At 69.5% G+C, this 21,012-nt stretch carries 22 protein-coding genes; 12 read left to right on the forward strand and 10 right to left on the reverse strand.

Annotation, left to right across the window (positions count from 1 at the left end):
* Positions 1 to 28: 28 nt before the first annotated feature.
* Positions 29 to 1,150 (reverse strand): alanine dehydrogenase, encoded by a 1,122-nt coding sequence (gene ald, locus DTQ71_RS02025; protein WP_109562604.1) that lies wholly within the window; start codon positions 1,148 to 1,150, stop codon positions 29 to 31.
* 135 nt (positions 1,151 to 1,285) lie between these two features.
* Here ald and DTQ71_RS02030 point away from each other — a divergent pair, with 135 nt between their 5' ends.
* Positions 1,286 to 1,750, forward strand: a complete 465-nt coding sequence (locus DTQ71_RS02030) for an Lrp/AsnC family transcriptional regulator (protein ID WP_109562605.1) — start codon at positions 1,286 to 1,288, stop codon at positions 1,748 to 1,750.
* Positions 1,751 to 1,771: 21 nt separating this feature from the next.
* On the opposite strand, the gene DTQ71_RS02035 is transcribed toward DTQ71_RS02030, so the two are convergent.
* Both DTQ71_RS02035 and DTQ71_RS02040 read right to left on the reverse strand, forming a co-directional pair.
* On the reverse strand, positions 1,772 to 2,095 hold the full coding sequence (locus DTQ71_RS02035) for an AzlD domain-containing protein (protein ID WP_109562606.1): 324 nt from the start codon (positions 2,093 to 2,095) through the stop codon (positions 1,772 to 1,774).
* Entirely contained in the window at positions 2,092 to 2,775 is a 684-nt protein-coding gene (locus tag DTQ71_RS02040; protein ID WP_109562607.1) for an AzlC family ABC transporter permease, read from the reverse strand. Before DTQ71_RS02040 ends, DTQ71_RS02035 begins: the two co-directional genes overlap by 4 nt.
* A 63-nt stretch (positions 2,776 to 2,838) precedes the next feature.
* On the opposite strand from DTQ71_RS02040, the gene DTQ71_RS02045 reads away from it, so the two are divergent.
* From DTQ71_RS02045 to DTQ71_RS02060, 4 genes are read left to right on the forward strand one after another with little or no spacing between them, the layout of a single operon-like run.
* A complete protein-coding gene (locus DTQ71_RS02045) occupies positions 2,839 to 3,660 on the forward strand; it encodes a formate dehydrogenase accessory sulfurtransferase FdhD (RefSeq protein ID WP_109562608.1) in 822 nt (273 codons plus the stop codon).
* Positions 3,657 to 4,250, forward strand: coding sequence for a molybdenum cofactor guanylyltransferase MobA (mobA, locus tag DTQ71_RS02050; RefSeq protein ID WP_109562609.1), 594 nt, complete (start codon positions 3,657 to 3,659; stop codon positions 4,248 to 4,250). Before DTQ71_RS02045 ends, mobA begins: the two co-directional genes overlap by 4 nt.
* The gene (gene mobB, locus DTQ71_RS02055) at positions 4,241 to 4,711 is read left to right on the forward strand and encodes a molybdopterin-guanine dinucleotide biosynthesis protein B (RefSeq protein WP_109562610.1); all 471 of its coding nucleotides are present in this window, start codon (positions 4,241 to 4,243) and stop codon (positions 4,709 to 4,711) included. Before mobA ends, mobB begins: the two co-directional genes overlap by 10 nt.
* On the forward strand, positions 4,699 to 6,735 hold the full coding sequence (locus DTQ71_RS02060; RefSeq protein WP_109562611.1) for a molybdopterin-binding protein: 2,037 nt from the start codon (positions 4,699 to 4,701) through the stop codon (positions 6,733 to 6,735). The genes mobB and DTQ71_RS02060 overlap by 13 nt, the downstream gene beginning before the upstream one ends.
* Positions 6,736 to 6,786: 51 nt before the next feature.
* Here DTQ71_RS02060 and DTQ71_RS02065 read toward each other — a convergent pair whose 3' ends face one another.
* The 3 genes from DTQ71_RS02065 to DTQ71_RS02075 all read right to left on the reverse strand — a co-directional run bounded on the left by DTQ71_RS02065 (position 6,787) and on the right by DTQ71_RS02075 (position 9,610).
* Positions 6,787 to 7,671, reverse strand: a complete 885-nt coding sequence (locus DTQ71_RS02065) for an NAD(P)-dependent oxidoreductase (protein WP_109562612.1) — start codon at positions 7,669 to 7,671, stop codon at positions 6,787 to 6,789.
* A 114-nt stretch (positions 7,672 to 7,785) separates the two neighbouring features.
* On the reverse strand, positions 7,786 to 8,214 hold the full coding sequence (gene irrA, locus DTQ71_RS02070) for an iron response transcriptional regulator IrrA (RefSeq protein WP_109562613.1): 429 nt from the start codon (positions 8,212 to 8,214) through the stop codon (positions 7,786 to 7,788).
* 403 nt (positions 8,215 to 8,617) lie between these two features.
* Positions 8,618 to 9,610 carry a calcium-binding protein gene (locus DTQ71_RS02075; protein ID WP_211317096.1) on the reverse strand — a complete coding sequence of 331 codons (993 nt, stop codon included), beginning with the start codon at positions 9,608 to 9,610 and terminating at the stop codon, positions 8,618 to 8,620.
* Between the two features lie 280 nt (positions 9,611 to 9,890).
* Between DTQ71_RS02075 and fabA the strand changes: the two genes are divergently transcribed.
* The 7 genes from fabA (at position 9,891) to DTQ71_RS02110 (ending at position 16,268) form a co-directional block, all read left to right on the forward strand.
* Complete coding sequence (gene fabA / locus DTQ71_RS02080; protein ID WP_109562615.1) at positions 9,891 to 10,400, forward strand: bifunctional 3-hydroxydecanoyl-ACP dehydratase/trans-2-decenoyl-ACP isomerase; 510 nt, start codon at positions 9,891 to 9,893, stop codon at positions 10,398 to 10,400.
* Positions 10,401 to 11,093: 693 nt separating this feature from the next.
* Entirely contained in the window at positions 11,094 to 12,323 is a 1,230-nt protein-coding gene (gene fabB / locus DTQ71_RS02085; protein ID WP_109562616.1) for a beta-ketoacyl-ACP synthase I, read from the forward strand.
* Positions 12,324 to 12,327: 4 nt separating this feature from the next.
* Entirely contained in the window at positions 12,328 to 13,107 is a 780-nt protein-coding gene (locus tag DTQ71_RS02090; RefSeq protein WP_109562617.1) for an enoyl-ACP reductase FabI, read from the forward strand.
* 197 nt (positions 13,108 to 13,304) lie between these two features.
* Positions 13,305 to 13,742, forward strand: a complete 438-nt coding sequence (locus DTQ71_RS02095; RefSeq protein ID WP_109562618.1) for a hypothetical protein — start codon at positions 13,305 to 13,307, stop codon at positions 13,740 to 13,742.
* A 50-nt stretch (positions 13,743 to 13,792) separates the two neighbouring features.
* Positions 13,793 to 14,479, forward strand: a complete 687-nt coding sequence (locus tag DTQ71_RS02100; RefSeq protein ID WP_109562619.1) for a haloacid dehalogenase type II — start codon at positions 13,793 to 13,795, stop codon at positions 14,477 to 14,479.
* Positions 14,479 to 15,324, forward strand: coding sequence for an alpha/beta fold hydrolase (locus tag DTQ71_RS02105; RefSeq protein WP_109562620.1), 846 nt, complete (start codon positions 14,479 to 14,481; stop codon positions 15,322 to 15,324). The genes DTQ71_RS02100 and DTQ71_RS02105 overlap by 1 nt, the downstream gene beginning before the upstream one ends.
* A complete protein-coding gene (locus tag DTQ71_RS02110; RefSeq protein ID WP_109562621.1) occupies positions 15,306 to 16,268 on the forward strand; it encodes a threonine ammonia-lyase in 963 nt (320 codons plus the stop codon). The genes DTQ71_RS02105 and DTQ71_RS02110 overlap by 19 nt, the downstream gene beginning before the upstream one ends.
* 77 nt (positions 16,269 to 16,345) lie before the next feature.
* Here the strand turns inward: DTQ71_RS02110 and DTQ71_RS02115 are convergent, their stop codons facing one another.
* The 4 genes from DTQ71_RS02115 to pobA all read right to left on the reverse strand — a co-directional run bounded on the left by DTQ71_RS02115 (position 16,346) and on the right by pobA (position 20,959).
* A complete protein-coding gene (locus tag DTQ71_RS02115) occupies positions 16,346 to 17,584 on the reverse strand; it encodes a TCR/Tet family MFS transporter (RefSeq protein ID WP_109562622.1) in 1,239 nt (412 codons plus the stop codon).
* Between the two features lie 128 nt (positions 17,585 to 17,712).
* On the reverse strand, positions 17,713 to 19,011 hold the full coding sequence (locus DTQ71_RS02120) for a lyase family protein (protein WP_109562623.1): 1,299 nt from the start codon (positions 19,009 to 19,011) through the stop codon (positions 17,713 to 17,715).
* A complete protein-coding gene (gene pcaD / locus DTQ71_RS02125; protein WP_109563118.1) occupies positions 19,008 to 19,760 on the reverse strand; it encodes a 3-oxoadipate enol-lactonase in 753 nt (250 codons plus the stop codon). Before pcaD ends, DTQ71_RS02120 begins: the two co-directional genes overlap by 4 nt.
* Positions 19,761 to 19,795: 35 nt before the next feature.
* Positions 19,796 to 20,959 carry a 4-hydroxybenzoate 3-monooxygenase gene (gene pobA / locus DTQ71_RS02130; RefSeq protein WP_109562624.1) on the reverse strand — a complete coding sequence of 388 codons (1,164 nt, stop codon included), beginning with the start codon at positions 20,957 to 20,959 and terminating at the stop codon, positions 19,796 to 19,798.
* Between the last annotated feature and the right edge of the window lie 53 nt (positions 20,960 to 21,012).

Here is a 21,012-nt window from a genome sequence, read left to right on the forward strand (position 1 = left end):
GCGGGGATATCCCCGCCCTACCGAAGGCTCAGGCGGCGTCGAGCACCGTCAGCGGATCGACCGCGTCGAGGCCGAGCGCCTCGCCGACGGCGCCGTAGGTCAGCTTGCCGGCATGGACATTCAGCCCCGCCCGCAGATGCGGGTCGGCCAGGCAGGCCGCGCGCCAGCCTTTGTCGGCCAGCGCCAGCAGGAAGGGCAGCGTCGCGTTGCCTAGCGCGATGGTCGAGGTCCGCGCCACGGCGCCCGGCATGTTGGCCACGCAGTAATGCATGATGCCGTCGACCTCGTAGATCGGGTCCTCATGGGTGGTCGCGCGCGAGGTCTCGAAGCAACCGCCCTGGTCGATGGCGACATCGACGATCGCGGCGCCGGTCTTCATCTGAGACAGCTGCTCGCGGCGGACCAGCTTGGGCGCGGCGGCGCCGGGGATCAGCACGGCGCCGATCACCATATCGGCCCGCAGCACCAACTCCGCCGTGTTGCCCGCGCTGGCATAGCGCGTCCGGAAGACCGAGCCGAAGGCGTCGTCCAAGTAGCGCAGCCGCGGCAGCGAGCGGTCCAGCACCGTCACCTGCGCGCCCATCCCCGCGGCGACCCGCGCCGCATGGGTGCCGACGACGCCGCCGCCGATGACGACCACCTCGGCCGGGCCCACGCCGGGGACGCCGCCCATCAGGACGCCACGGCCGCCATTGGCCTTTTGCAGCGTCCAGGCGCCGACCTGCGGCGCGAGCTTGCCCGCGACTTCGGACATCGGCGCGAGCAGGGGCAGGCCGCCATTGCGGTCGGTCACGGTCTCATAGGCGATGCAGGTCGCGCCCGACGCCAGCAGGTCCTTGGTCTGGTCCGGATCCGGCGCGAGATGCAGGTAGGTGAACAGAAGCTGGCCCTCGCGCAGCATCTTGCGCTCGACGGCCTGGGGCTCCTTCACCTTCACGATCATGTCGGCGCGGGCGAAGACTTCCTCGGCGGTATCGGCGATCTCGGCGCCGACAGCGGCGTATTCCGCGTCCTCGAAGCCCGCGCCGATGCCGGCGCCGGTCTGCACCAGAACCTTATGGCCATGGGCGATGGCCTCCATCGCCGCGGCGGGCGTGACGCCCACGCGGAATTCTTGCGGTTTGATCTCTTTCGGGCAGCCGATGAGCATGGCGAAGTCTCCCTTGTTCGCGTTTGTCGCCTCTATAGGGGTGACGTAGTGGGAAGTGTTCGCCATTATCGGCGTAAAAGCGGAGGAATACGCGAAGATTTCGCGTCTCTGACTTTCTCTGGTGGAGAAATTCGCATGGACCATCAAATCGACGAGATCGACGCCCGCCTTCTTCGGATCGTGCAGCGCGATGCGGATCTCTCGGCGGCGGAGTTGGCGGAGCGGGTGCACCTGTCGCCCTCGGCCTGCCATCGGCGGTTGCAGCGGCTGCGGCAGGCGGGCGTCGTGCAGGGCCATGTGGCGCTTCTGGATGCGCGGCGGGTGGGGCGGCCGACGACGGTCTTCGTGGAGATCAGCCTTTCGACCCAGGCCGACGAGGTGCTGGATGCGTTCGAGGCGGCGGTGGCCCGCATCCCCGACGTGCTGGAATGCCACCTGATGACCGGGGCCTACGACTACCTGCTCAAGGTCGTCGCCCGCGACAGCGAGGATTTCGCCACCATCCACCGCCGCCATCTGGCGCGCCTGCCGGGGGTGGCCAAGCTGCAATCGTCCTTCGCGCTCAAGACCGTGTTCAAGACGACGGCGCTGCCGGTCTGAGCGGCCCGGGCCGTCCCGGCCTCACGCCAAAAGCCAGCTGCCCAGCCCCATCACCAGGGCTCCGGCCACCGCCGCCACGACCACGTCCTTGCGCCAGACCCCGACGCCCAGCGCCACCGCCGCCGCGAGCAGGCGCAGCGGATCCAGCTCGCCCCCCGTCGCCTCGGGCCAGACCAGGAGCGGCGCCACCAGCCCGGGCAGCACGGCGACGCCCGTATAGCGCAGATGGCGCAACAGCCAGGGGGGCAGCGGCCGGTCGCCGATCAGTCCCAGGAAGGCGAAGCGCGACAGATAGGTGCCCAGGCCCAACGCGGCGATGATGGTCCAGACGGTGGCGTCGGTCATGCGCGCCGCTCCATTTCGGCGCCCGCCGCCATGGCGGCCAGCGCGGCCAGGATCAGGCCGAGGTTCCAAGGGATCCAAGCAAAGGCCAGCGCGACGGTCACCGACACGAAGGCCGCCACCACATGCGCGCGCGTCCTGAGCATTGGACCCACCAGCGCGATGAAGGCCAGCGGCACGGCGAAATCCAGAGACCAGCTCTCGGGGATGCGGGCGCCGAGCGCTGCCCCCAGATAGGTCGCGCCGACCCAGCCCGGAAAGACCGGCAGCGCTACGCCGAACAGGTAGGCGACCTTGTCCGCCACGGCCCAGTCGGTTTGCGTGTCATAGGCCGACTGGGCCAGCGCATAGACTTGGTCGACCAACAGATAGGCCATCAGCGCTCGCTGCCAGGCGGGGGCCGGCCCCAGATGCGGTGCCAGCGCCGCCGAATACATCACCATCCGCAGGTTCACCGCCAGCGCCGAGAGCACGACGATGGCCGTGGGCACCCCATCGACCATCAATTGCACGGCGGCGAATTGCGACGCGCCGGCGATCACGATCGACGAGAAGACCATCACCTGGGTCAGCGACAGCCCCGCCTCGGTGGCGACGACGCCGAACAGCGCGCCGAAGGGCATCATGATCAGCAGGAAGGGCAGGCCCTGCGCCACACCGCGTCCGAATGGCGTCCGGCCCATCGCCTTGCATCCCCTTGCCACCGCATCCAGACTGGCCCTATCGCCGTCGCTTGCAGGTCACAAGTGTCCCTCCAGATCCCGCCCTCGCTTCTGGTCCGACCGGACCCGACAGACCCCCGGCTCACCCGAGCGGTCGAGGGGATCGACCAGTCCGGCGCGCCGGTCGAGCTGCGGGTCGTCGAAGAGCGGCCGCTTGCGATCTACCTCAATTCCCGCGAGATCCTGACGGCGATGACCGTGGGCGCCCATCCCGAATGGCTGGCGCTGGGCTTCCTGACGAACCAGGGGATGCTGGACGGGGCCGAGGTGACGGCGGTCCAGTTCGACGAAGAGGCGGAGGCGGTCATCGTCCGCACGGCAGAGGAGACTAACCACGAGGCGAAGCTCGCCCGCGCCACCCGCACCTCGGGCTGTGCGGTGGGCACGGTCTTCGGCGACATGATGGAAGGGCTGGAGGGGCTGACCCTGCCCGACGCGACGCTGCGGGTCTCGGACCTGCGTGTGCTCTCGGCCGCGATCGCCCGCACCCCGTCGCTTTACCTGGAGGCGGGGGCGATCCATGGCTGCTGCCTCTGCCGGGGCCCCGACCCGCTGGCCTATTTCGAGGATGTCGGCCGCCACAATGCCATCGACACGCTGGCGGGCTGGATGCGTGTGACCGGGACCGGAGCGGCGGACAAGACGCTGTATACGACCGGGCGGCTCACCTCGGAGATGGTGATCAAATGCGCGCTGATGGGGGTGCCGTCCCTGGTCTCGCGCTCGGGCTTCACCGCCTGGGGGGTGGAGATCGCCCGGCGGGTGGGTCTGACGGTGATTGGGCGCATGAAGGGCGCGCGCTTCGTCTGCCTGTCGGGCGCGGAGCGGGTGGTGTGGGACGAATGATCCCCGGCGTGATCCTGGCGGGCGGCCGCGCGACCCGGATGGGCGGCGGCGACAAGGGGCGGCTGGAGGTCGGCGGGTGCGCCCTGATCGAGCATGTGATCGCGCGGCTGGGGCCGCAGGTCGACGCGCTGGCGCTCAATGCCAACGGAGATCCGGCACGCTGGGCCGATCTGGGACTGCCGGTGATCGCCGATGCCGACGACGCGCGGGCCGGCCCGCTGGCGGGGGTGCTCGCCGGTCTCGACTGGGCGGCGGGCGCGGGGGCGGAGGCGATCGTCACTGCCGCCGCCGACACGCCCTTCCTGCCGCGCGACCTGGTGGAGCGGCTGGTGGCGGCCGCGGGCCCCTCGGGGTTGGCCCTGGCCGCCACCCGCGAGGAGGGGCGCTTCTGGCCCCAGCCGACCTTCGGCCTCTGGCCCGTGGCTTTGCGCGACGACCTGCGGGCGGCCTTGGCCGATGGTACGCGCAAGGTTCTGCATTGGACCGACCGGCACGAGGCGGGCTTGGCCGTCTGGGGCGACCCCGCCCCCTTTTTCAACGTCAACACGCCCGAGGACCTCGCCCGGGCCGAGGCGCTGGCATGCGCCTGATCGGCATTATTGGCCGCAAGGATTGCGGCAAGACCACCCTGACGGAGCGTCTGGTGGCCCATTACGTGGCGCAGGGCCTGACCGTCTCGACGCTGAAGCGGAGCCATCACAGTCTGGACCTCGACACGCCCGGCACGGACAGCCACCGGCACCGGATGGCGGGGGCGCGGCAGGTGGTGCTGGCCTCGGATGCGCGGCTGCATTGCTTTGAGGAGTTGGACGCGCCGATGCCGCTCGAAACGCTCATGACCCGGCTCGCGCCCTGCGACATCGTTCTCGCCGAGGGCTGGAAGTCCGGCACCCATTTCCGCATCGAGGCGTGGCGCGCGGCCTGCGGCGCGCCGCCTTTGATCGAGGCAGATCCCACCATCGCCGCGCTGGCCGCCGATACGCCCCATCCGCGCGCCCACTTCGCCCTGGACGACATCGCCGCTATCGCGGAGTTCGCATGTTCGACCTGATCCTCGCCGCCGACTGGTCCGCCGCGGCCAAGCCCACCGGACCCAGGCCGAAGAAGGATGCGATCTGGGTCTGCGCCGATCTCGATGGCGTTCAGGAGACGCGGTACTTCCCCACCCGGGCCGCGGCGCTGGACTGGATCGATGGCTGGCTCGCGCTTGGGCACCGCACGCTGTTGGGCTTCGATTTCGCTATGGGCTATCCGCCCGGCTTCGCCGAGGCGCTGACCGGACGGGCCGAGGCGCTGGCCGTCTGGGACTGGCTGGGCGCGCAGCTCACCGACGGGCCGGACAATTCAAACGATCGCTTTGCCGTGGCGCAGGAGATCAACCGCCGCTTCCCCGGCATCGGCCCCTTTTGGGGGAGGCCCGCCGCGTTGGACCTGCTCGACCTTCCGCCCAAGGATCGGACCCGCGAGGAGCATGGCCTGCCGGAGCGGCGGGCGGTCGAGGCTGTCGTGCCGGGGGCCAAGCCCGTCTGGCAACTCGCCTATGCGGGGGCCGTCGGGTCGCAGTCGCTGGTCGGGCTTGCCGCCCTCTCCAAGCTGCGCGCCCGCTGGGGCGACGAGATGGAGGTCTGGCCGCAGCAGACCGGCTGGCGCGTCCCGGCCGCCCGCATCGCCCTGGCCGAGATCTATCCCAGCCTCTGGCCCCCCGCCGCCGCGCCGATCAAGGATCAGGGGCAGGTGATCGCCACCGCCCGCGCCCTGCGCGCGGCCGATGCCGGGTGGTTCACGGGACCTGCGGCGCAGCCCGACGCGGGCCGTATCGCGCGGGAGGAAGGCTGGATCCTGGGGGTCCACCTCGCCGCCTCCTGTCAGGCGATGCCGGCCGGGGTGCATTGGACGCCGATGGGCGAGGCGTTGGAGACCTTGCGAGCCACCCATCCCTGCTGCGTCGGGGTCGAGACGGTGCCCCTCTCGCGCGCCGCGCGCCGCGTCTTGGCGGAGGACGTTACGGCCCGCCGGGCCCACCCGCCACGTGCCAATGCCGCGGTGGATGGCTGGGGCTTCGCCCATGCCAGCCTCCCCCCTGGCCCGATCCCGGTCGCACCCGGCCGCGCCGCGGCCGCCACGACCCGCGCGGCGGCCGTTCCGCCGGGCCATGCGATCCGAATCCTGACCGGCGCGGCCTTGCCGTCCGGTGTCGACACCGTCGCCTTGCAGGAGGAGGCGGAACTGCGGGACGGCGCGCTCCATTTGCGCGCGGTCCCAAGGCCCGGCGCCAATGCCCGTGAGGCGGGCGAGGACGTGACCGAGGGCGCGACCGTCCTCTCCGCCGGCCGGGTCCTGACCCCCGGCGATCTGGCGCTGGCCGCCGCGGCGGGGCTGGGCGACCTGCCGGTCCGCGCGCCGCTCCGCGTGGGGGTGCTCTCGACCGGAGACGAGCTGATCCCTCCCGGCGCGCCGGGCGAGGGTACGCCTGACGCGAATCGCCCGATGCTGATGGCTATGCTCGCGGGCTGGGGCCTGGCGCCGGTCGATCTGGGGCACGTGGCCGACGACCCGGACGCGTTGCGCGCCGTGCTGTCCGCCGCGCCATGCGACGCGATCCTCACGTCGGGCGGCGCCAGCGCGGGCGACGAGGACCATCTCTCGCGCCTTTTGTCGCGGGAAGGCTGCGTGCATCACTGGCGGATCGCGATCAAGCCGGGCCGGCCGCTGATGCTGGGCGAGTGGCAGGGCCGCGCGCTGTTCGGCCTGCCGGGGAACCCGGTCGCCGCCTTCACCTGCGCGGCGTTGTTCGCGCGTCCGGCGCTGCTCCAGATGGCCGGGTCGGGATGGTCCGTGCCGTCGCCCCAGCCGGTCCCGGCGGCGTTTGCCAAGCGAAAGAAGCCGGGCCGGACCGAAATCTATCGGGCCCGTCTGCGGGACGGGCGGGCGGAGGTGTTCGCCTCCGAGGGCTCGGGGCGGACCTCGGGCCTGTCCTGGGCCGAAGGCTTCGTCATCCTGCCCGACGCGGCGTCGGAGATCGCGGAGGGGGACCCGGTGCCCTACCTGTCCTTCGCGGCGCTCGGACTCGGCTAGGCGCCTGCGTCGTGTAAGGCGGGGACATCCCCGCCCTACGGGAAACAGCAGCTATCGCGTGATGCCGTTGGCCTTGGCCACGAAATCCACCAGATGCGGCACGTAGTCGTCCCCGCCGTCGCCGCCGGTATTCACAGCCAGCATGTAGGAGTTGCGGACCGCGGCGCCCATCGGGTTGGCGACGCCCGCGCCGCCCGCCATCGCGGAGAGATAGGTCATGTCCTTCAGCGCGTTGGTGAGCGTGAACTTATGCGCCTCGCGATTGCCCTCTACCGCATAGCCCATGAAGGTCTGGTAGAAGCCGCAATCCATGCGGCTGCCACGGATCACCCGGTCGAAGGTCTCGGTTCCCAGCCCGGTCTTCTCAGCGAGGGCCAGCGCCTCGGCGTAGAGCGCCCCGTACCCCATTGCCAGGAAGTTGTTCAGCAGCTTCATCCGGTGCCCGGCGGCGGGCCCGCCGATATGGGCGATGGTCCCTGCCCAGCTGGCGATCACCGGCTCAACTCGCGCGAAGATCTCGGGTGTGGCGCCGACCATCGCGGCCAGTTCGCCGGCTTCGGCCTGCACCGGGGTCCCGCCCAGGGGCGCGTCCGCCCAGCCGATTCCCTTGGCGTCGAGCTTGGCCGCCAAGGCCTCCGACGAGACCGGGTTGGAGGTAGAGCAATCGATGACCACGCCGCCCGCGGCCATTTCGGCGGCCAGAACGTCCACGATGGCCTCCACCTGCGGCGAGCCCGGCGCGCAGATATGGACGATATCCGAGTCGCGGGCGAGCGCGGCGAGATCGGCCGCTTCCTTGGCGCCCTGCGCCACGAGATCCTCGACGGGCGCGCGGTTGCGATGCGCGATGACCGTGACCGGGTAGCCCGCCTTCAACAGGTTGGCGGCCATCCCATGGCCCATCAGGCCGACCCCGACGAAACCGATTCTCTCCATGCTTTCCTCCCTCTGGCCCCCAGTCGAAGAGGGCGCGTCAGCAACCTATGCGCCGGTCAGGTCCGGCAACACTGGCCCATGCTGCCTGACCGCGCGGGTGGGGGGAAGTCCGGATCAGGATTTGGGGCGCAGCCGGATGACGACGTCGACCTTGGCGATTTCCATCCCTTCGGGCGCGTCGGGCAGATTCGTGATCTCCAGCGCCTCGGCGCCGGCATCGGTAAGACTGCCGTCGTCTTCCCAATAGAAATGCGGGTGGTCGTCCAGACGGGTGTCGAAATAGGAGCCGGTGCCGTCCACCGTGATTTCCTGGACGAGACCGGCCTCGGTGAAGGCGCGCAACGTATTGTAAACAGTCGCAAGCGACACCTTGTCGCCGGTGCGCCGCACCGCGTCGTGCAACCATTCGGCCGTCACATGCCGATCCCGGCCGTCGCCGACGAGCAGCGCGGCCAACGTCACGCGCTGGCGCGTGGGCCGCAGGTGGGCGCGGGCAAGCCACGTTTCACCGCGAGCGCGGGCGATTTCGGAACAGCTTTCCATCACGTCCCTATATAGGGTGCGACCCCATGGGGTTTCAAACCCTTTCGCCGCTCCGGGCTCGGGCGGGGGTGACTTTCGGGCGCATGGCAGCCGGTATTCCCCTTGGAACGGCGGAGCCTGGGCCATTGCCGGTCCGCGTCTGCCGGCGTCGTCCCTTTCGCGCCGTCCGAGGCAGCCGGATGCGCCGGCGTGCGGTCGTCGGGGGACTCAAGGGCCGAAATTCCGGCGTCATCGCGAGGCCTCCGGGGGAGGCGTCCCGTCCGGTGTGACGGCGCCAGACCGCAGGGCGCGGTCTCCGGGGGCGACGTCCCGCCACGACGGCCGGGATGCTGGCCTCTGCCTGTCGCTGGCCTGTTGCGGTCCGGCGACAGGCGACAGGCGAAAGGCCGCAGCGGGACCGCTCTCAGAAGAGCAGGACGTCCTCGAAGCCGAATCCGGGGCCGTCTTCGAGTACGGCGACCAGCGTCGGGGCCTCGGCGCCCTCCCGGCCATCCGCGTCTATCATGAGTTCACCTGTCCCGCGATCATACTCGACCCGGCCGGCGCGCAGGGCAGCCTGTGCTTGAGCCTGCGTCACGTCGCGCGGGTCGACGTCGCTGTCCCCCAGCCCGAAGAACCTGTCATCGAGCGCCAGCCGGTCCCCCTCGCCGGGGTCGAAATCCCGCACGGTGACCGGGCCCTCGCCCGGACGGAAGGCGAAGACGTCGCTTTGGGCGCCGCCCTCCATCGTGTCTGTGCCGCCTCCCGCGATCAGCACGTCGTCGCCCTCGCCCCCGAGAAGCAGATCGTCGCCGCGGCCTCCGGTGAGCCGGTCGGAGCCGCCCCGGCCCTCGATCGTATCGTCTCCGGCCCTGCCATCCAGCCGGTCGTTTTCCGGGCCGCCGAACAGCCGATCGGGTCCGTCCGTCGGCGGAATGGGCCAGTCCGGAAAGGCGAAGAAGGCGAGGTCGATCCCGTCTCCGAGGTCGTCCTCGGACAGGCTGACCCAAGTCTCCGTCGGTGCGTCGGCGACGAGGAGTGCGAGGGTTCCTTCGCGGTCGAGACTGCCCATGAAGGTTCCATCGAGCTCGATATCGATGCTGTCCCTCGGGGTGAGCCCGAAATCGTATCCGTCCCCGGTGGCGTTGTCGTTTGCCGTGGCCACCAGCAGGGCCTGCACCGGCTCATCGAAGGTGAGCGTGAAATTCGATGCGGTGTGGATCGCCTCATAGGCGCGGGGCAGGTCGTTGAAGACCTGGGTGGGGTCCGGATCCGAAAACGGGAGGAAGACGAGGTCCCCCTCCTGCGGGACCAGCCGGTAAGGGATGCCGTTGGACGTCCCTTCGGCGCTGTCCACGAAATTGTTCTCCACCTCCTCGCCGAAGGCGTCGAGCGTGAAGGTCAGGGGAAATGACACGAGGTCGGCAAGTGTCGGGGTTGAAAACGTCATATGCAGCCAATCCTTTCGGGATTTGAGGTGCGGCGGGGGCATCATGCCGTTGGTGCCGCAACGTCTCAACCGTCTCGGATCCGCCGAGATGGGACCTGCCCCCGCTTTTCGTTGCGACACCCTGTCGCCCCGGCCCGGTTTTCAGCGTCCTGAGACCGGATCGGCCCGGGACGGGGCGAGTTCACGACGGGTTGCAGGCGTGTAGCCCGGCCGCTACAGGAAGTCGGACCATCCGACCGGGGGACAGATGAGCCAATATCCGACCAGTTTCGACCGCGACGACCTGCTGAAATGCGCCCGCGGAGAGCTCTTCGGCCCCGGCAATGCGCAGTTGCCGGAGCCGCCGATGCTGATGGTCGACCGCGTGCTGGACATCTCCGCCGATGGCGGCGCGCACGGCAAGGGGCATGTCCTGGCCGAGTTCGATATCTCGCCGGACCTGTGGTTCTTCGCGTGCCACTTCCCCGGCAACCCGATCATGCCGGGCTGTCTCGGGCTGGACGGGCTGTGGCAGCTGACCGGCTTCAACCTGGGCTGGCGCGGCTGGACCGGCCGGGGCTATGCGCTGGGCGTGGGGGAGGTGAAGCTCACCGGCATGGTGCGTCCGGACCGGAAGAAGCTGACCTACAAGATCGACTTCACCAAGGCGTTGCAGACCCGCCGCCTGACCATGGGCGTGGCCGACGGCATCGTCGAGGCGGATGGCGACGTGATCTATCAGGTCAAGGACATGAAGGTCGCGTTGAGCGAGAGCTAGGCCGCGACCCGCCGCCGCTCGCCGAGGGCGCGCGCCGGTCGAGGTGGCTCCGGGAGCGGCACGCGGATCAGGTGTTGGCCCGGGGTCGAGGCAGTGCCCCCAAAATCCAGAACGCATGCCCGAAGAGGCCTTTCATGGCAGCGTGGTGGTCGGGCTGGGCCGCGCCATCGTCTGACAATTAGGGTTGGCCTGCGACGGACGCCGCCAAGCCGGTACGCTTATCGGTTCGCCATCGTCGCGGGCAGCCATGCGGCCCGGCGCGTCATCCATGTGTTATCGAAGCGGAGCATCCAGTGGCGCGGCGAGAGGCGCTAACATTGTGGCCGCACCGCCTGCCCCCGCCCAAGTGCAGCGCGGTCCTCGCTCTCTCGGCGCAGGACGGCTCCATCGCGCCTCGGGCCGCCCTCGGGAGCGGACTGATCCTGATCCGTCTCTGCGGCGCTATTCGGAAGGCCGTGCCGGTGCGGAGCTTCGGGTCCATCGCTCCCATCGGCTGGCGCACGCGGCCATTCGGGCCGCCCGCCGGGACGGGAGCGCGCGATCCCGATCCGCGCGGAGGGGGCGAAAGTCCGGTCAGCCGGGCCGATCTTCCCGCTCTGTGGGAGGCGGGGTTGCTCTAACGCGCCATCTATTGCCTTGCCCCTCCCGGCCCCCACGTCCTAGTTGCGCAGGAAAGCGAAGGGAGGATCGGCCATGCGTCGCGTCGTCGTCACCGGAATCGGAATCGTCTCGCCCATCGGAAACACCCCCGAGGAGGTCGAGGCGTCCTTGCGCGCGGGCAAGTCGGGCATCACCGCCGCTCCCGTCTATGCGGAGCACGGCTTCCGCAGCCAGATTCACGGCAAGCCGGAAATCGATCTCGAAGCGCATATCGACAAGCGGCAGCTGCGCTTCATGGGGCCGGGGGCGGCTTACAACTATATCGCCATGGATCGCGCCGTCGCGGATTCGGGGCTGGAGAAGCACGAAGTCTCCAACGAGCGCACGGGTCTCGTGATGGGCTCGGGCGGGCCGTCGACCTCGAACTTCTTCACCGCCTTCGACACCGTCATCAACAAGGGCTCGCCCAAGCGCATGGGCCCCTTCATGGTGACGCGCTGCATGTCGTCCACCAACTCCGCCTGCCTGGCCACGCCGTTCGGGATCAAGGGGATCAACTACTCGATCACCTCGGCCTGCACGACCTCGCTGCACTGCATGGGCAATGGCGTAGAGCAGATCCAGTTCGGCAAGCAGGACATCGTCTTCGCCGGTGGCGGGGAGGAGGTCGACTGGACCCTTTCCTGCCTGTTCGACGCGATGGGGGCCATGTCGTCCAAGTATAACGACGCCCCCGAGACGGCCTCGCGCCCCTATGACGCGACTCGCGACGGCTTCGTGATCGCCGGTGGCGCGGGCGTCGTCGTGCTGGAGGAGCGGGAGCGCGCCCTTGCGCGCGGCGCCAAGATCTACGGCGAAGTCACCGGCTATGGTGCCACTTCGGACGGGGCCGACATGGTCGCGCCCTCGGGCGAGGGCGGCGAGAGGGCGATGCGTCTGGCGCTGAGCCAGCTGCCCGAGGGGCGGCAGGTCGACTACATCAACGCCCACGGCACCTCGACGCCGGTGGGCGACATCAAGGAAGTGATCGCCTGCCGTAACATCTGGGGTGAGGGCAAGACGCCGCCGATCGCCTCGACCAAGTCGATGACCGGCCATTCCCTGGGCGCGACCGGCGTGCAGGAGGCGATCTATTCCATGATTATGATGAACAAGGGCTTCATCGCCCCCACGATCAACGTCACCCAGCTCGACGAGGCGCTCGACCCCTCCGAGATCGTGACCGAGCTGCGCGAGGGGGTGGAGATCGATTCGATTCTCTCGAACTCTTTCGGCTTCGGCGGCACGAACGGGACGGTCATCATCTCCAAGCACCGGGACTGACGCCATGGACATGACCGGAAAGCGCGGCCTCGTGATGGGCGTCGCCAACGAGCGCTCAATCGCCTGGGGCATCGCCGAGGCGCTGGCGGGTGCGGGCGCGGAGCTTGCGTTCAGCTATCAGGGCGAGGCCTTCGGCAAACGGGTTGAGCCGCTCGCGGCGCGGGTCGGCTCGGATCTGCTACTGGACGTGGACGTGACCGACGATGCCTCGCTGGAGGCCGCCTTCGCCCAGCTGGCCGACTGGGGTCGGCTGGACTTCGTCGTCCACGCCATCGCGTTCTCGGACAAGGCGGAGCTGACCGGCCGATTCGTCGATACCAGCCGCGCCAACTTCAAGCATTCGCTCGATATTTCCTGCTACTCCCTGGTCGAGGTCGCGCGCCGCGCGCGCCCGCTGATGACCGAGGGCGGCACGATCCTGACCCTGACCTTCGACGGCTCCCGCCGGGTCATGCCGTTCTACAACGTCATGGGCGTGGCCAAGGCCGCGCTGGAGGCGTCGGTGCGCTATCTCGCCTCGGATCTCGGCCCCGAGGGAATCCGCGTCAATGCCATTTCGCCCGGACCGATGAAGACCCTGGCCGGGGCTGCCATCGGGGGCGCGCGCAAGACCTTCCGCCATACCGAACAGAATGCCCCGCTGCGCGCCAACGCCACGTTGCAGGCGGTGGGCGGCACGGCGCTTTGGCTCTGCTCCGATGCGGGGGCCTGCACGACCGGCGAGGTCGTGCATGTCGATGGCGGCTTCCATGTCATGGGAATGCCACATTCGGATAATCTCTGAATGCGCATCGGCCGTTTCCCGCAGAGGAACGGCTCAAATTAGGCGGAAATTGACAAGATACGGGTTCCAAAGACGAACTGTGTGGGTTTGATACACGATCCTTGGTTTATTCGCCTTAACTAGGACGTTCGAGACTGGCACGATGAGATCGTGTGTAGTCAGTATCAATAAACTTGAGTTCGAAAATGCGGTACTCCTTGAGACGCTTCTGGGCAGACGAGACGGGAAATGTTTCCCTGGACTGGGTCGTGTTGACCTCGGTGCTGGTTGCGACCGGCATCGCCGTCATCGGAACGATGCAGAGTGGAATCGAGACGGCTTCGGTCGATGTGGCGGAACAGATGCGGGGCCAGGTGGTGCGCTCCTCCTTCGAATCGGAGCTTTGCCCAGGCGGCATTCCCGCGCTCCAGGCCCGCGAAGACCTGCGCGCGGCCTTCGCCCAAGAAGAGCCGCTGAACGTCGCCACGTGGATGGCCGAGTCGTTCGGCGACCTCTCCGACCAGGAAGTCAGCTTGCGCTATCTGCGCGATCTCGCCGACGCGGCGCCGGTGGTCTCCGATGATGCCCCCTGGACGCGCGCGCGGGTCGAACTTGCGGCGCTGGCCTGTGAAGTGGTGGCGCGCGGTCTGGACTGACCCGCGCCGCGCGTGCGACTGTCCGGGCGATCCGACCGGAAGGGCACCGAATGGCCATCGACACCTGCATCTTCGACGCCTACGGCACGCTGTTCGACGTGACCGCTGCGGCCCGGGAGGCCGCCGCGGAAAAGCCGTTCGAGAGCTTGGCCGAGACTTGGCCCGCCATCGCCCGCGACTGGCGCGACAAGCAGCTGCAATATAGCTGGCTGCGGGCGATCACCGGCGAACATGCGGATTTCTGGCAGGTCACGGGCGAGGCGCTCGATTGGGCGCTGGAGGCCAACGGGGCGGCGGACCCGGCCCTGCGGGACCGTCTGATGCAGCTCTACAGGGAATTGTCGGCCTATCCCGAGGTGCCCGCCATGCTGGGCGCCTTGCGGGATGCCGGGACCGCGGCCGGAATCCTGTCCAACGGATCGCCCGAGATGCTGCAATCCGCCGTCTCCTCGGCCGGGATCGGCCGGCTCCTGGATCACATCCTGTCGGTCGAGAGCGTGGGCATCTTCAAGCCCGCCTCCCAGGTCTACGACCTCGTCGGCCGCGCCTTCGGCTGCGAGGCGGGCAATGTGCTGTTCGTGTCGTCGAATGGCTGGGACGCGGCGGCGGCGGCGGGCTATGGCTTCACCAGCGTCTGGGTGAACCGCGCGGGCGCGCCGGTGGACCGGTTGCCGCACAGGCCGCATCACGTGCTGGAGGATCTGACCGGCATCCCCGATCTGGCGAAGTCCCTCTGATGCCCGAGTTCCGTTCCTCCGACAATCTGCGCCTCTGGTACGAGGATACGCTCGAACAAGGGGGTGGAGAGGGCGATGGCCCGCCCATCCTCTGCCTGTCGGGCCTGACCCGGAATTCGACCGATTTCGACTATGTCCTGCCCTATCTCGCGGGCGAGAACCGGGTGATCCGGCTCGACTATCGCGGCCGCGGCAAGTCGCAACGCGCGCCCGACTGGAAGACATACACCATCCCCACCGAGGCCCGCGACGTGCTGGAACTCCTGGCCCATCTCGGGCTGGAGCAGGTCGGCGTTCTGGGCACCTCCCGTGGCGGGTTGATCGCCATGTCCCTCGCCCTGATGGCAAAGAGCAAGCTCGCTGGGGTCTGCCTGGTCGATATCGGGCCGGAGCTTGCGCCGGACGGGCTGGAGGCCATCGCCTCCTATCTCGGCAAGCCCCCGGCGGCGTCCACCTATGACGAAGCGGTCGCGATGCGCGCCACGCTCATGGCCGGCTTCGAGCGGGTGCCCGAAAGCCGCTGGCGCGAGGAGGTCGAAAAGCACTACCGCGAGACGCCCGACGGCCTCGCGATCAACTATGACGCAAAGCTGCGGGACGCCGTGCTGGAAGCGGGCGCGCAGCCGATGCCCGATCTCTGGCCGCTCTTCGACGCGATGCAGGGGCTGCCCCTGGCTTTGATCCGGGGCGCCAATTCCGATCTTCTCAGCCCCGAGACCGCGGTCGAGATGCGCCGCCGCCGCCCCGACATGATTTTCGCCGATGTGCCCGGGCGGGGCCATGTCCCCTTCCTGGACGAACCCGAGGCGCTGGAGGCGCTGAACGAATGGACGATGCTTCTCTGATCCCTTCCGTCACCCGGGCCGATATCGAGGCCGCGGCCGACCGAATCCGCGGCCATGCCCTGCGCACGCCGCTGCTCAACGCGCCGTTGCTCGACGCCTTCGCCGGACGCCGGATCTGGGTCAAGGCGGAGTGCTTGCAGAAAACCGGCAGCTTCAAGTTCCGCGGCGCCTATAACGCCGTCAGCCAGGCCCCGGGCGATGTGGTCGCCTTCTCCTCGGGCAATCACGCGCAGGGCGTGGCCTTGGCCGCGCGGATGCTCGGAAAGCAGGCAGTCATCATCATGCCGTCGGACGCCCCGGCCGTGAAGATCGCCAATACCCGCTTCTATGGCGCCGAAGTGGTGCTCTACGACCGCGCCACCGAGGATCGCGACGCCTTGGGCGAGGCATTGCAGGCGGAACGGGGCCTGACCCTGGTGCGCCCCTTCGACGAGCCCATGGTCATCGCGGGGCAAGGCACGTGCGGGCTCGAGATCGCCGAGGATCTGCCCGACTCCGTCACTCAGGTGCTGGTCTGCTGCGGCGGCGGGGGCCTCACCTCCGGCGTGGCGCTGGCGCTGGAAGGCCGCGCCACCGTCCATCCGGTGGAACCCGAGGGCTTCGACGACGTCGCCCGCTCCCTCGCCTCCGGCCGGATCGAGCGCAATGAACGCCTGACCGGCTCGCTCTGCGATGCGATCATCACGCCCTCGCCGGGCCGGATCACCTTTCCGATCATGCACCGCCTCTGCGGCCCCGGCCTGACCGTGACCGAGACCCAGGCCCTCCAGGCCATGGCTCTCGCCTGGCAGCATCTGCGCATCGTATTGGAACCCGGCGGCGCGGTGGCCCTCGCCGCCGCCCTGTTCCACGCCGAGGGCGATGTCTGCGCCGTCGCCTCGGGCGGAAATGTCGACCGTGACGTGTTCATCCGGGCGCTGACGGAAACCAAAGAAATCGAATAAAATTCTCCGCGCTCTCATCTTGCCGGAAATACCTCGGGGGGAGTCCGGCTTGCCGGACGGGGGGCAGAGCCCCCCTCCTACGGTCCCGAGGCGACCGCCCGTGGCAGCGGTGCGTCTCGGGCATAAAGCGCCCCGCTCACGACCATCAGCACGAAGGACAGCAGGAAGGGCGCGCCCGGCATGTCTGCCTCCCCTGCCGTGGCCCAGCCGAAGATCTGCGTCATCACCAAGGGCGAAATGATCGAGGCCACGGCCGTGATCGAGGCCAGGACGCCCTGCAACTCGCCCTGCTGGTCGTCATCGGCGATCCGGCTGGCCAGTCCCTGGAGCGCCGGGGCCACCACCGCTCCCAAGGCCGAGAACGGCGTCAGCGCCAGCATCATCCACCCCGCGGGCACGAAAGCCGCGCAGAGAAGAATAACGGCGTTATAGGGCAGGAACCACGCCAGGGTCCGCCGCTCCCCCAGGCGCGGCACGATCACCCGGATCAGCCCGCCCTGCACGGCCACCATCGAGATCCCGTAGACCGCGAGCGACACGCCCACCATGCGCGCGTCCCAGCCGAACGCCGCCTGGGTGAAATAGGCCCAGATCGCCGGGTAGACGTAGTTGGCCACCTGGTAGAAGAACCAGACCAGCAGAAGGACGCTCAGCCCCGGCAAGGCGCGGATGGCGAGCAGCCCGCCCAGAGGGTTCGCCCGGCGCCAGTTGAAGGGGCGGCTGCGGCGCAGGGTCTCGGGCAGCACCAGGAGACCGAAGGTCAGGTTCGCCCCAGCCAGCAGGGCCGCCGCCCAGAAGGGCGCACGAGGGCCGAACTCCGCCAGCAGGCCGCCGATGGCCGGGCCCAGCACGAACCCCAACCCGAACCCCGCCGAGATCAGCCCGAAATTCTGCGCCTTCTTCTCGGGCGGCGAGATGTCGGCCATGAACGCCATCGCCACCGACATGGTCGCCGCGGCGATTCCGGCCACGACCCGGCCCAGGAGCAGCAGCCAGAAGGTCTGCGCCAGTGCCATGACGATGTAATCTACGAAGATCACCGCCAGCGACAGCAGCAGCACCGGCCGTCGCCCGAACCGGTCCGAGAGGCTGCCCAGGGTCGGCGAGAACAGGAACTGCATCAGCGCATAGGCCGAGGCCAGCACTCCGCCCCAGAGCGCCGCCCCGCTGAGCCCCACGCCCTGCACCTCGGACAGGAGCGCCGGCATCACGGGCAGGATCAGGCCGATGCCCATGGCCTCGACCGTGATCGTGATCAGAACAAACAGGATCGGCAGCCGCGCGTCCCGCGGCGCCTCGGCGGCGGGAAGGGTCATGGCGTGGCCGTAGCCTGTCCCGGCTTATCTGACCAGAGGCCGCTTCAAGGCCGGACCGCTGAGGGGAAGGCGGCGACCGCTCCGGCCGATCCCGGCCGTTCGGGCGATGCACGCCGCCGGGCTGTCGGTCAGATCCCGTCCCGGACCCGCGCCGCGAAGGCGCGGGCCTGGGCCGGCGCGTCGCCCCAATGGCGCTCGGGCGCGTACTCCGCCGGATCGGCGCCCGCCCTGTCGAGCAGCGAGCCACCCCCGTCCCGGATCTCGGCCACCCAGCCCTTGATGCGCGCCTGCGCCTCGGGCCGGGGCATGTCGCGCGCCATCGCGAAGGAGAGCGCCTCGGCATGGATCAGCCCGCTCGGGTCGTCGAGCCGCGCGCGCAGCCGGGCGGGGTCGGGCCGCACCTCCAGGTCGCGCAGCAGCGCCGTGGCCTTGGCTGCGGCCACGATCAGCGGCGGGAGGGACAGCCATTCGGTCAGCCAGGCCGCGCCGTCCCGAGCGTCGCGGGTAGGCTGAGCATGGATCGCCGCGGCGAGGCCGCCCCCATGGGCCGCGAGCGCGCAGATCGTGGAGGGCGCGACGGGGTTCGCCTTCTGCGGCATTGTCGAGGAGGCGCCGCCGCCCGCCAGCACCACCGACCCGTCCCGCGTCATCAGGAGAAGGTCCGCGGCGGGCTTGGCGCAGGCCTGGAGCAGGCGGTTGGCCCAGCCTGCCAAGCGCAGCACCCCCGACCGCTCCGCATGGGGCGGGCCGGGGGGCAGGCGCAGGCCCAGGGCCTTCGCGACCGCCACGCGGAGGGCGGGGCCCTCGGGGCCTAGAGCCGACAGGGTGCCGGAGGCGCCGTGCAGCGTCAGGATCAGGACCGCGTCTCGCACCGCCTCCAACTCCGCGCGCAGGGCCAGCAGCCCCTCGCCCCAGACCGCGACCGCCGCGCCGAAGCTGGTCGGCGTGGCGACCTGACCCCAGGTCCGCGCGGCCATCGGCGTCTCGGCATGGGCCTCGGCCAGATCGGCCAGCCGCTCCAATGCCCCGTCCAGCCGCGCCTCGATCAGCGTCAGCGCCTGGCGCAGCCGCAGGGCGAGTCCGCTGTCGAGCGCGTCCTGGCTGGTCAGGCCCCAATGCAGGTATTGCGCGTATTCCGGCGCTTGCGCCGCCTTGCGCGTCTCCGCCACGAGGCCGGGGATCATGATCCCGTTCTGCGCCGTCCGCTCCGCCAGAGCCGAGGGGTCGACCTGGAGCTCCATCGTCGCGCGGTGGAGGAAGGCCCCCGCCGTCTCGGGGATGATCCCCGCTTCGCCCTGCGCGCGGGCTACGGCCCCCCAGAAGATCAGGATGGCGCGCACCGTCGCCGTGTCCGAGAAGAGCAGCGCCACCTCCCGGTCGGAGAACAGCTCGCGGGTGATCGCGCTGTCGAAAGGGGAGACGGTCACGGGCGGCCGAGCCGGGCGAGGAAGTCGGTAAGCAGGCGGGCGTATTCCTCCGGCGCTTCGACGCAGGGCAGGTGGCCCGCCCGGCGGATCAGGGCGAACTCGGAGCCGGGGATCAGGTCGGCCGTCTCGCGCACGAGGTCGGGCGGGGTGGCCCCGTCCTCGGAGCCCGCGATGGCAAGCGTGGGCAGGCGCAACCCGCTGGTCGGCGTGTAGAAATCCGTCCCCTTGATCGCCGCCGAGCAGCCCGCATAGCCCTTGGGCGGCGTTTCGCAAAAGCGGGCGCGCCAGAGCGGCAGGTCCGGCCCCTCCAGGAAGTCACGGCCGAACCAGCGCTCCATCACGCCGTCGGCCAAAGGCTCCATGCCCTGCGTCGTCGCGGTCTCGATCCGCATGTCCCACAGGTCCGGCGTGCCGATCTTGGCCGCCGTGTTCGAGAGGACCATCGCGGCCACCAGATCGGGGCGTTTCACCGCGATGCCCTGCGCGATCATGCCCCCGATGGAGAGGCCGCAGAAGACGGCGTCGCGCACGCCCGCCGCCTCCATCACCGCCTCGGCATCCGAGACCAGCGTGCCCATGGCGTAAGGCGGCTCCGGCACGTCCGAACGGCCATGCCCCCGCTTGTCCCAGCGGACGATCCGCAGTCCCGCAGGCAGCAGCGGCAGCACCGCGTCCCAGAGCCGCAGATCGGTGCCCAGCGAGTTGGCGAAGACCAGGGCCGCGCCGTCCTCGGGCCCGGTGATTTCCATATAGAGGCGCGTTCCATCGCGCGCGGTCACATAGCTCAATAGGGCAGCCCCACATAGTTCTCGGCCATCGCGGCCTGCGCCGCTTCCGAGCCTTCCAGATAGTCGATCTCCGCCTCCTTCATGCGGGTGCCGAAGGTCCCGTCCTCGGGGAAGCGATGCATCAGCGTCGTGAACCACCAGGAGAAGCGCGTGGCCTTCCAGACTCGCGCCAGCGCCCGGTCGCTATAGCCGTCCACCCCCGAATCGTCGCCCGCGTAATGCGCGATCAGCGCCTCCGACAGGTAGCGCACATCCGCCACGGCGAGGTTCAGCCCCTTGGCCCCGGTGGGCGGTACGATATGGGCCGCGTCGCCCACCAGGAACAGGCGGTTCCAGCGCATCGGCTCTGCCACGAAGCTGCGCAGGGGCGCGATGGATTTCTCGATCGAGGGCCCCGTCTCCATCGTCTCGGCTACGTCCGAGGGCAGGCGGCGGCGCAGCTCGTCCCAGAAAGCGGCGTCGGTCCATTTCTCCAGCGGGTCGTCGACCGGGGCCTGAATATAGTAGCGGCTCAGCCCCTCGTTGCGCATCGAGGCCAGCGCGAAGCCGCGGGAATTGTTGGCGTAGATCAGCTCATGGGCGGCGGGTTTGGTGCGGCTCAGCACGCCCAGCCAGCCGAAGGGATAGACCCGCTCGACCGTGCGTAGCACATCCGCCGGGATCGTGGCGCGGCTGACCCCGTGAAATCCGTCGCAACCCGCGATCCAGTCGCAGTCGATGCGATGCTCCGCCCCGTCCTTGCGGTAGGTGACATGCGGCCTGCCGCCCGCGTCGTGGATCGTGACCCCTTCGGCCTCGTCCACGATCCGGCCGCTATCGGCGTCGCGTGCGGCATAAAGGTCCGCGGTCACCTCGGTCTGGCCATAGACCATGACGCGCTTGCCGGTCAGCCGCTCGAAATCCACGCGGAAGCCTCGGTTGCGCGCGGCGACATAGGTGCCGGAATGGGGGAAGCCCTCGGCGTCCATCCGGTCGCCCAGCCCATGAGCGCGCAGCGTCTCGACGGTGCCCTGTTCCAGCACGCCCGCGCGGATGCGGCCCAGCACATGGGCGCGGGACCGGCGCTCCAAGATGACGGTGTCTATCCCGGCCCGGTGCAGGATATGCGAAAGCAGCAGGCCGGACGGCCCCCCGCCGATGATGCAGACCTGAACGCGCATGGCTCCTCCCCCGTTTCAATGGCCCGCTGGCCCACGGATTTCAACGGATCTCG

Source organism: Jannaschia seohaensis, assembly GCF_900116765.1.
Taxonomy (GTDB): domain Bacteria; phylum Pseudomonadota; class Alphaproteobacteria; order Rhodobacterales; family Rhodobacteraceae; genus Jannaschia; species Jannaschia seohaensis.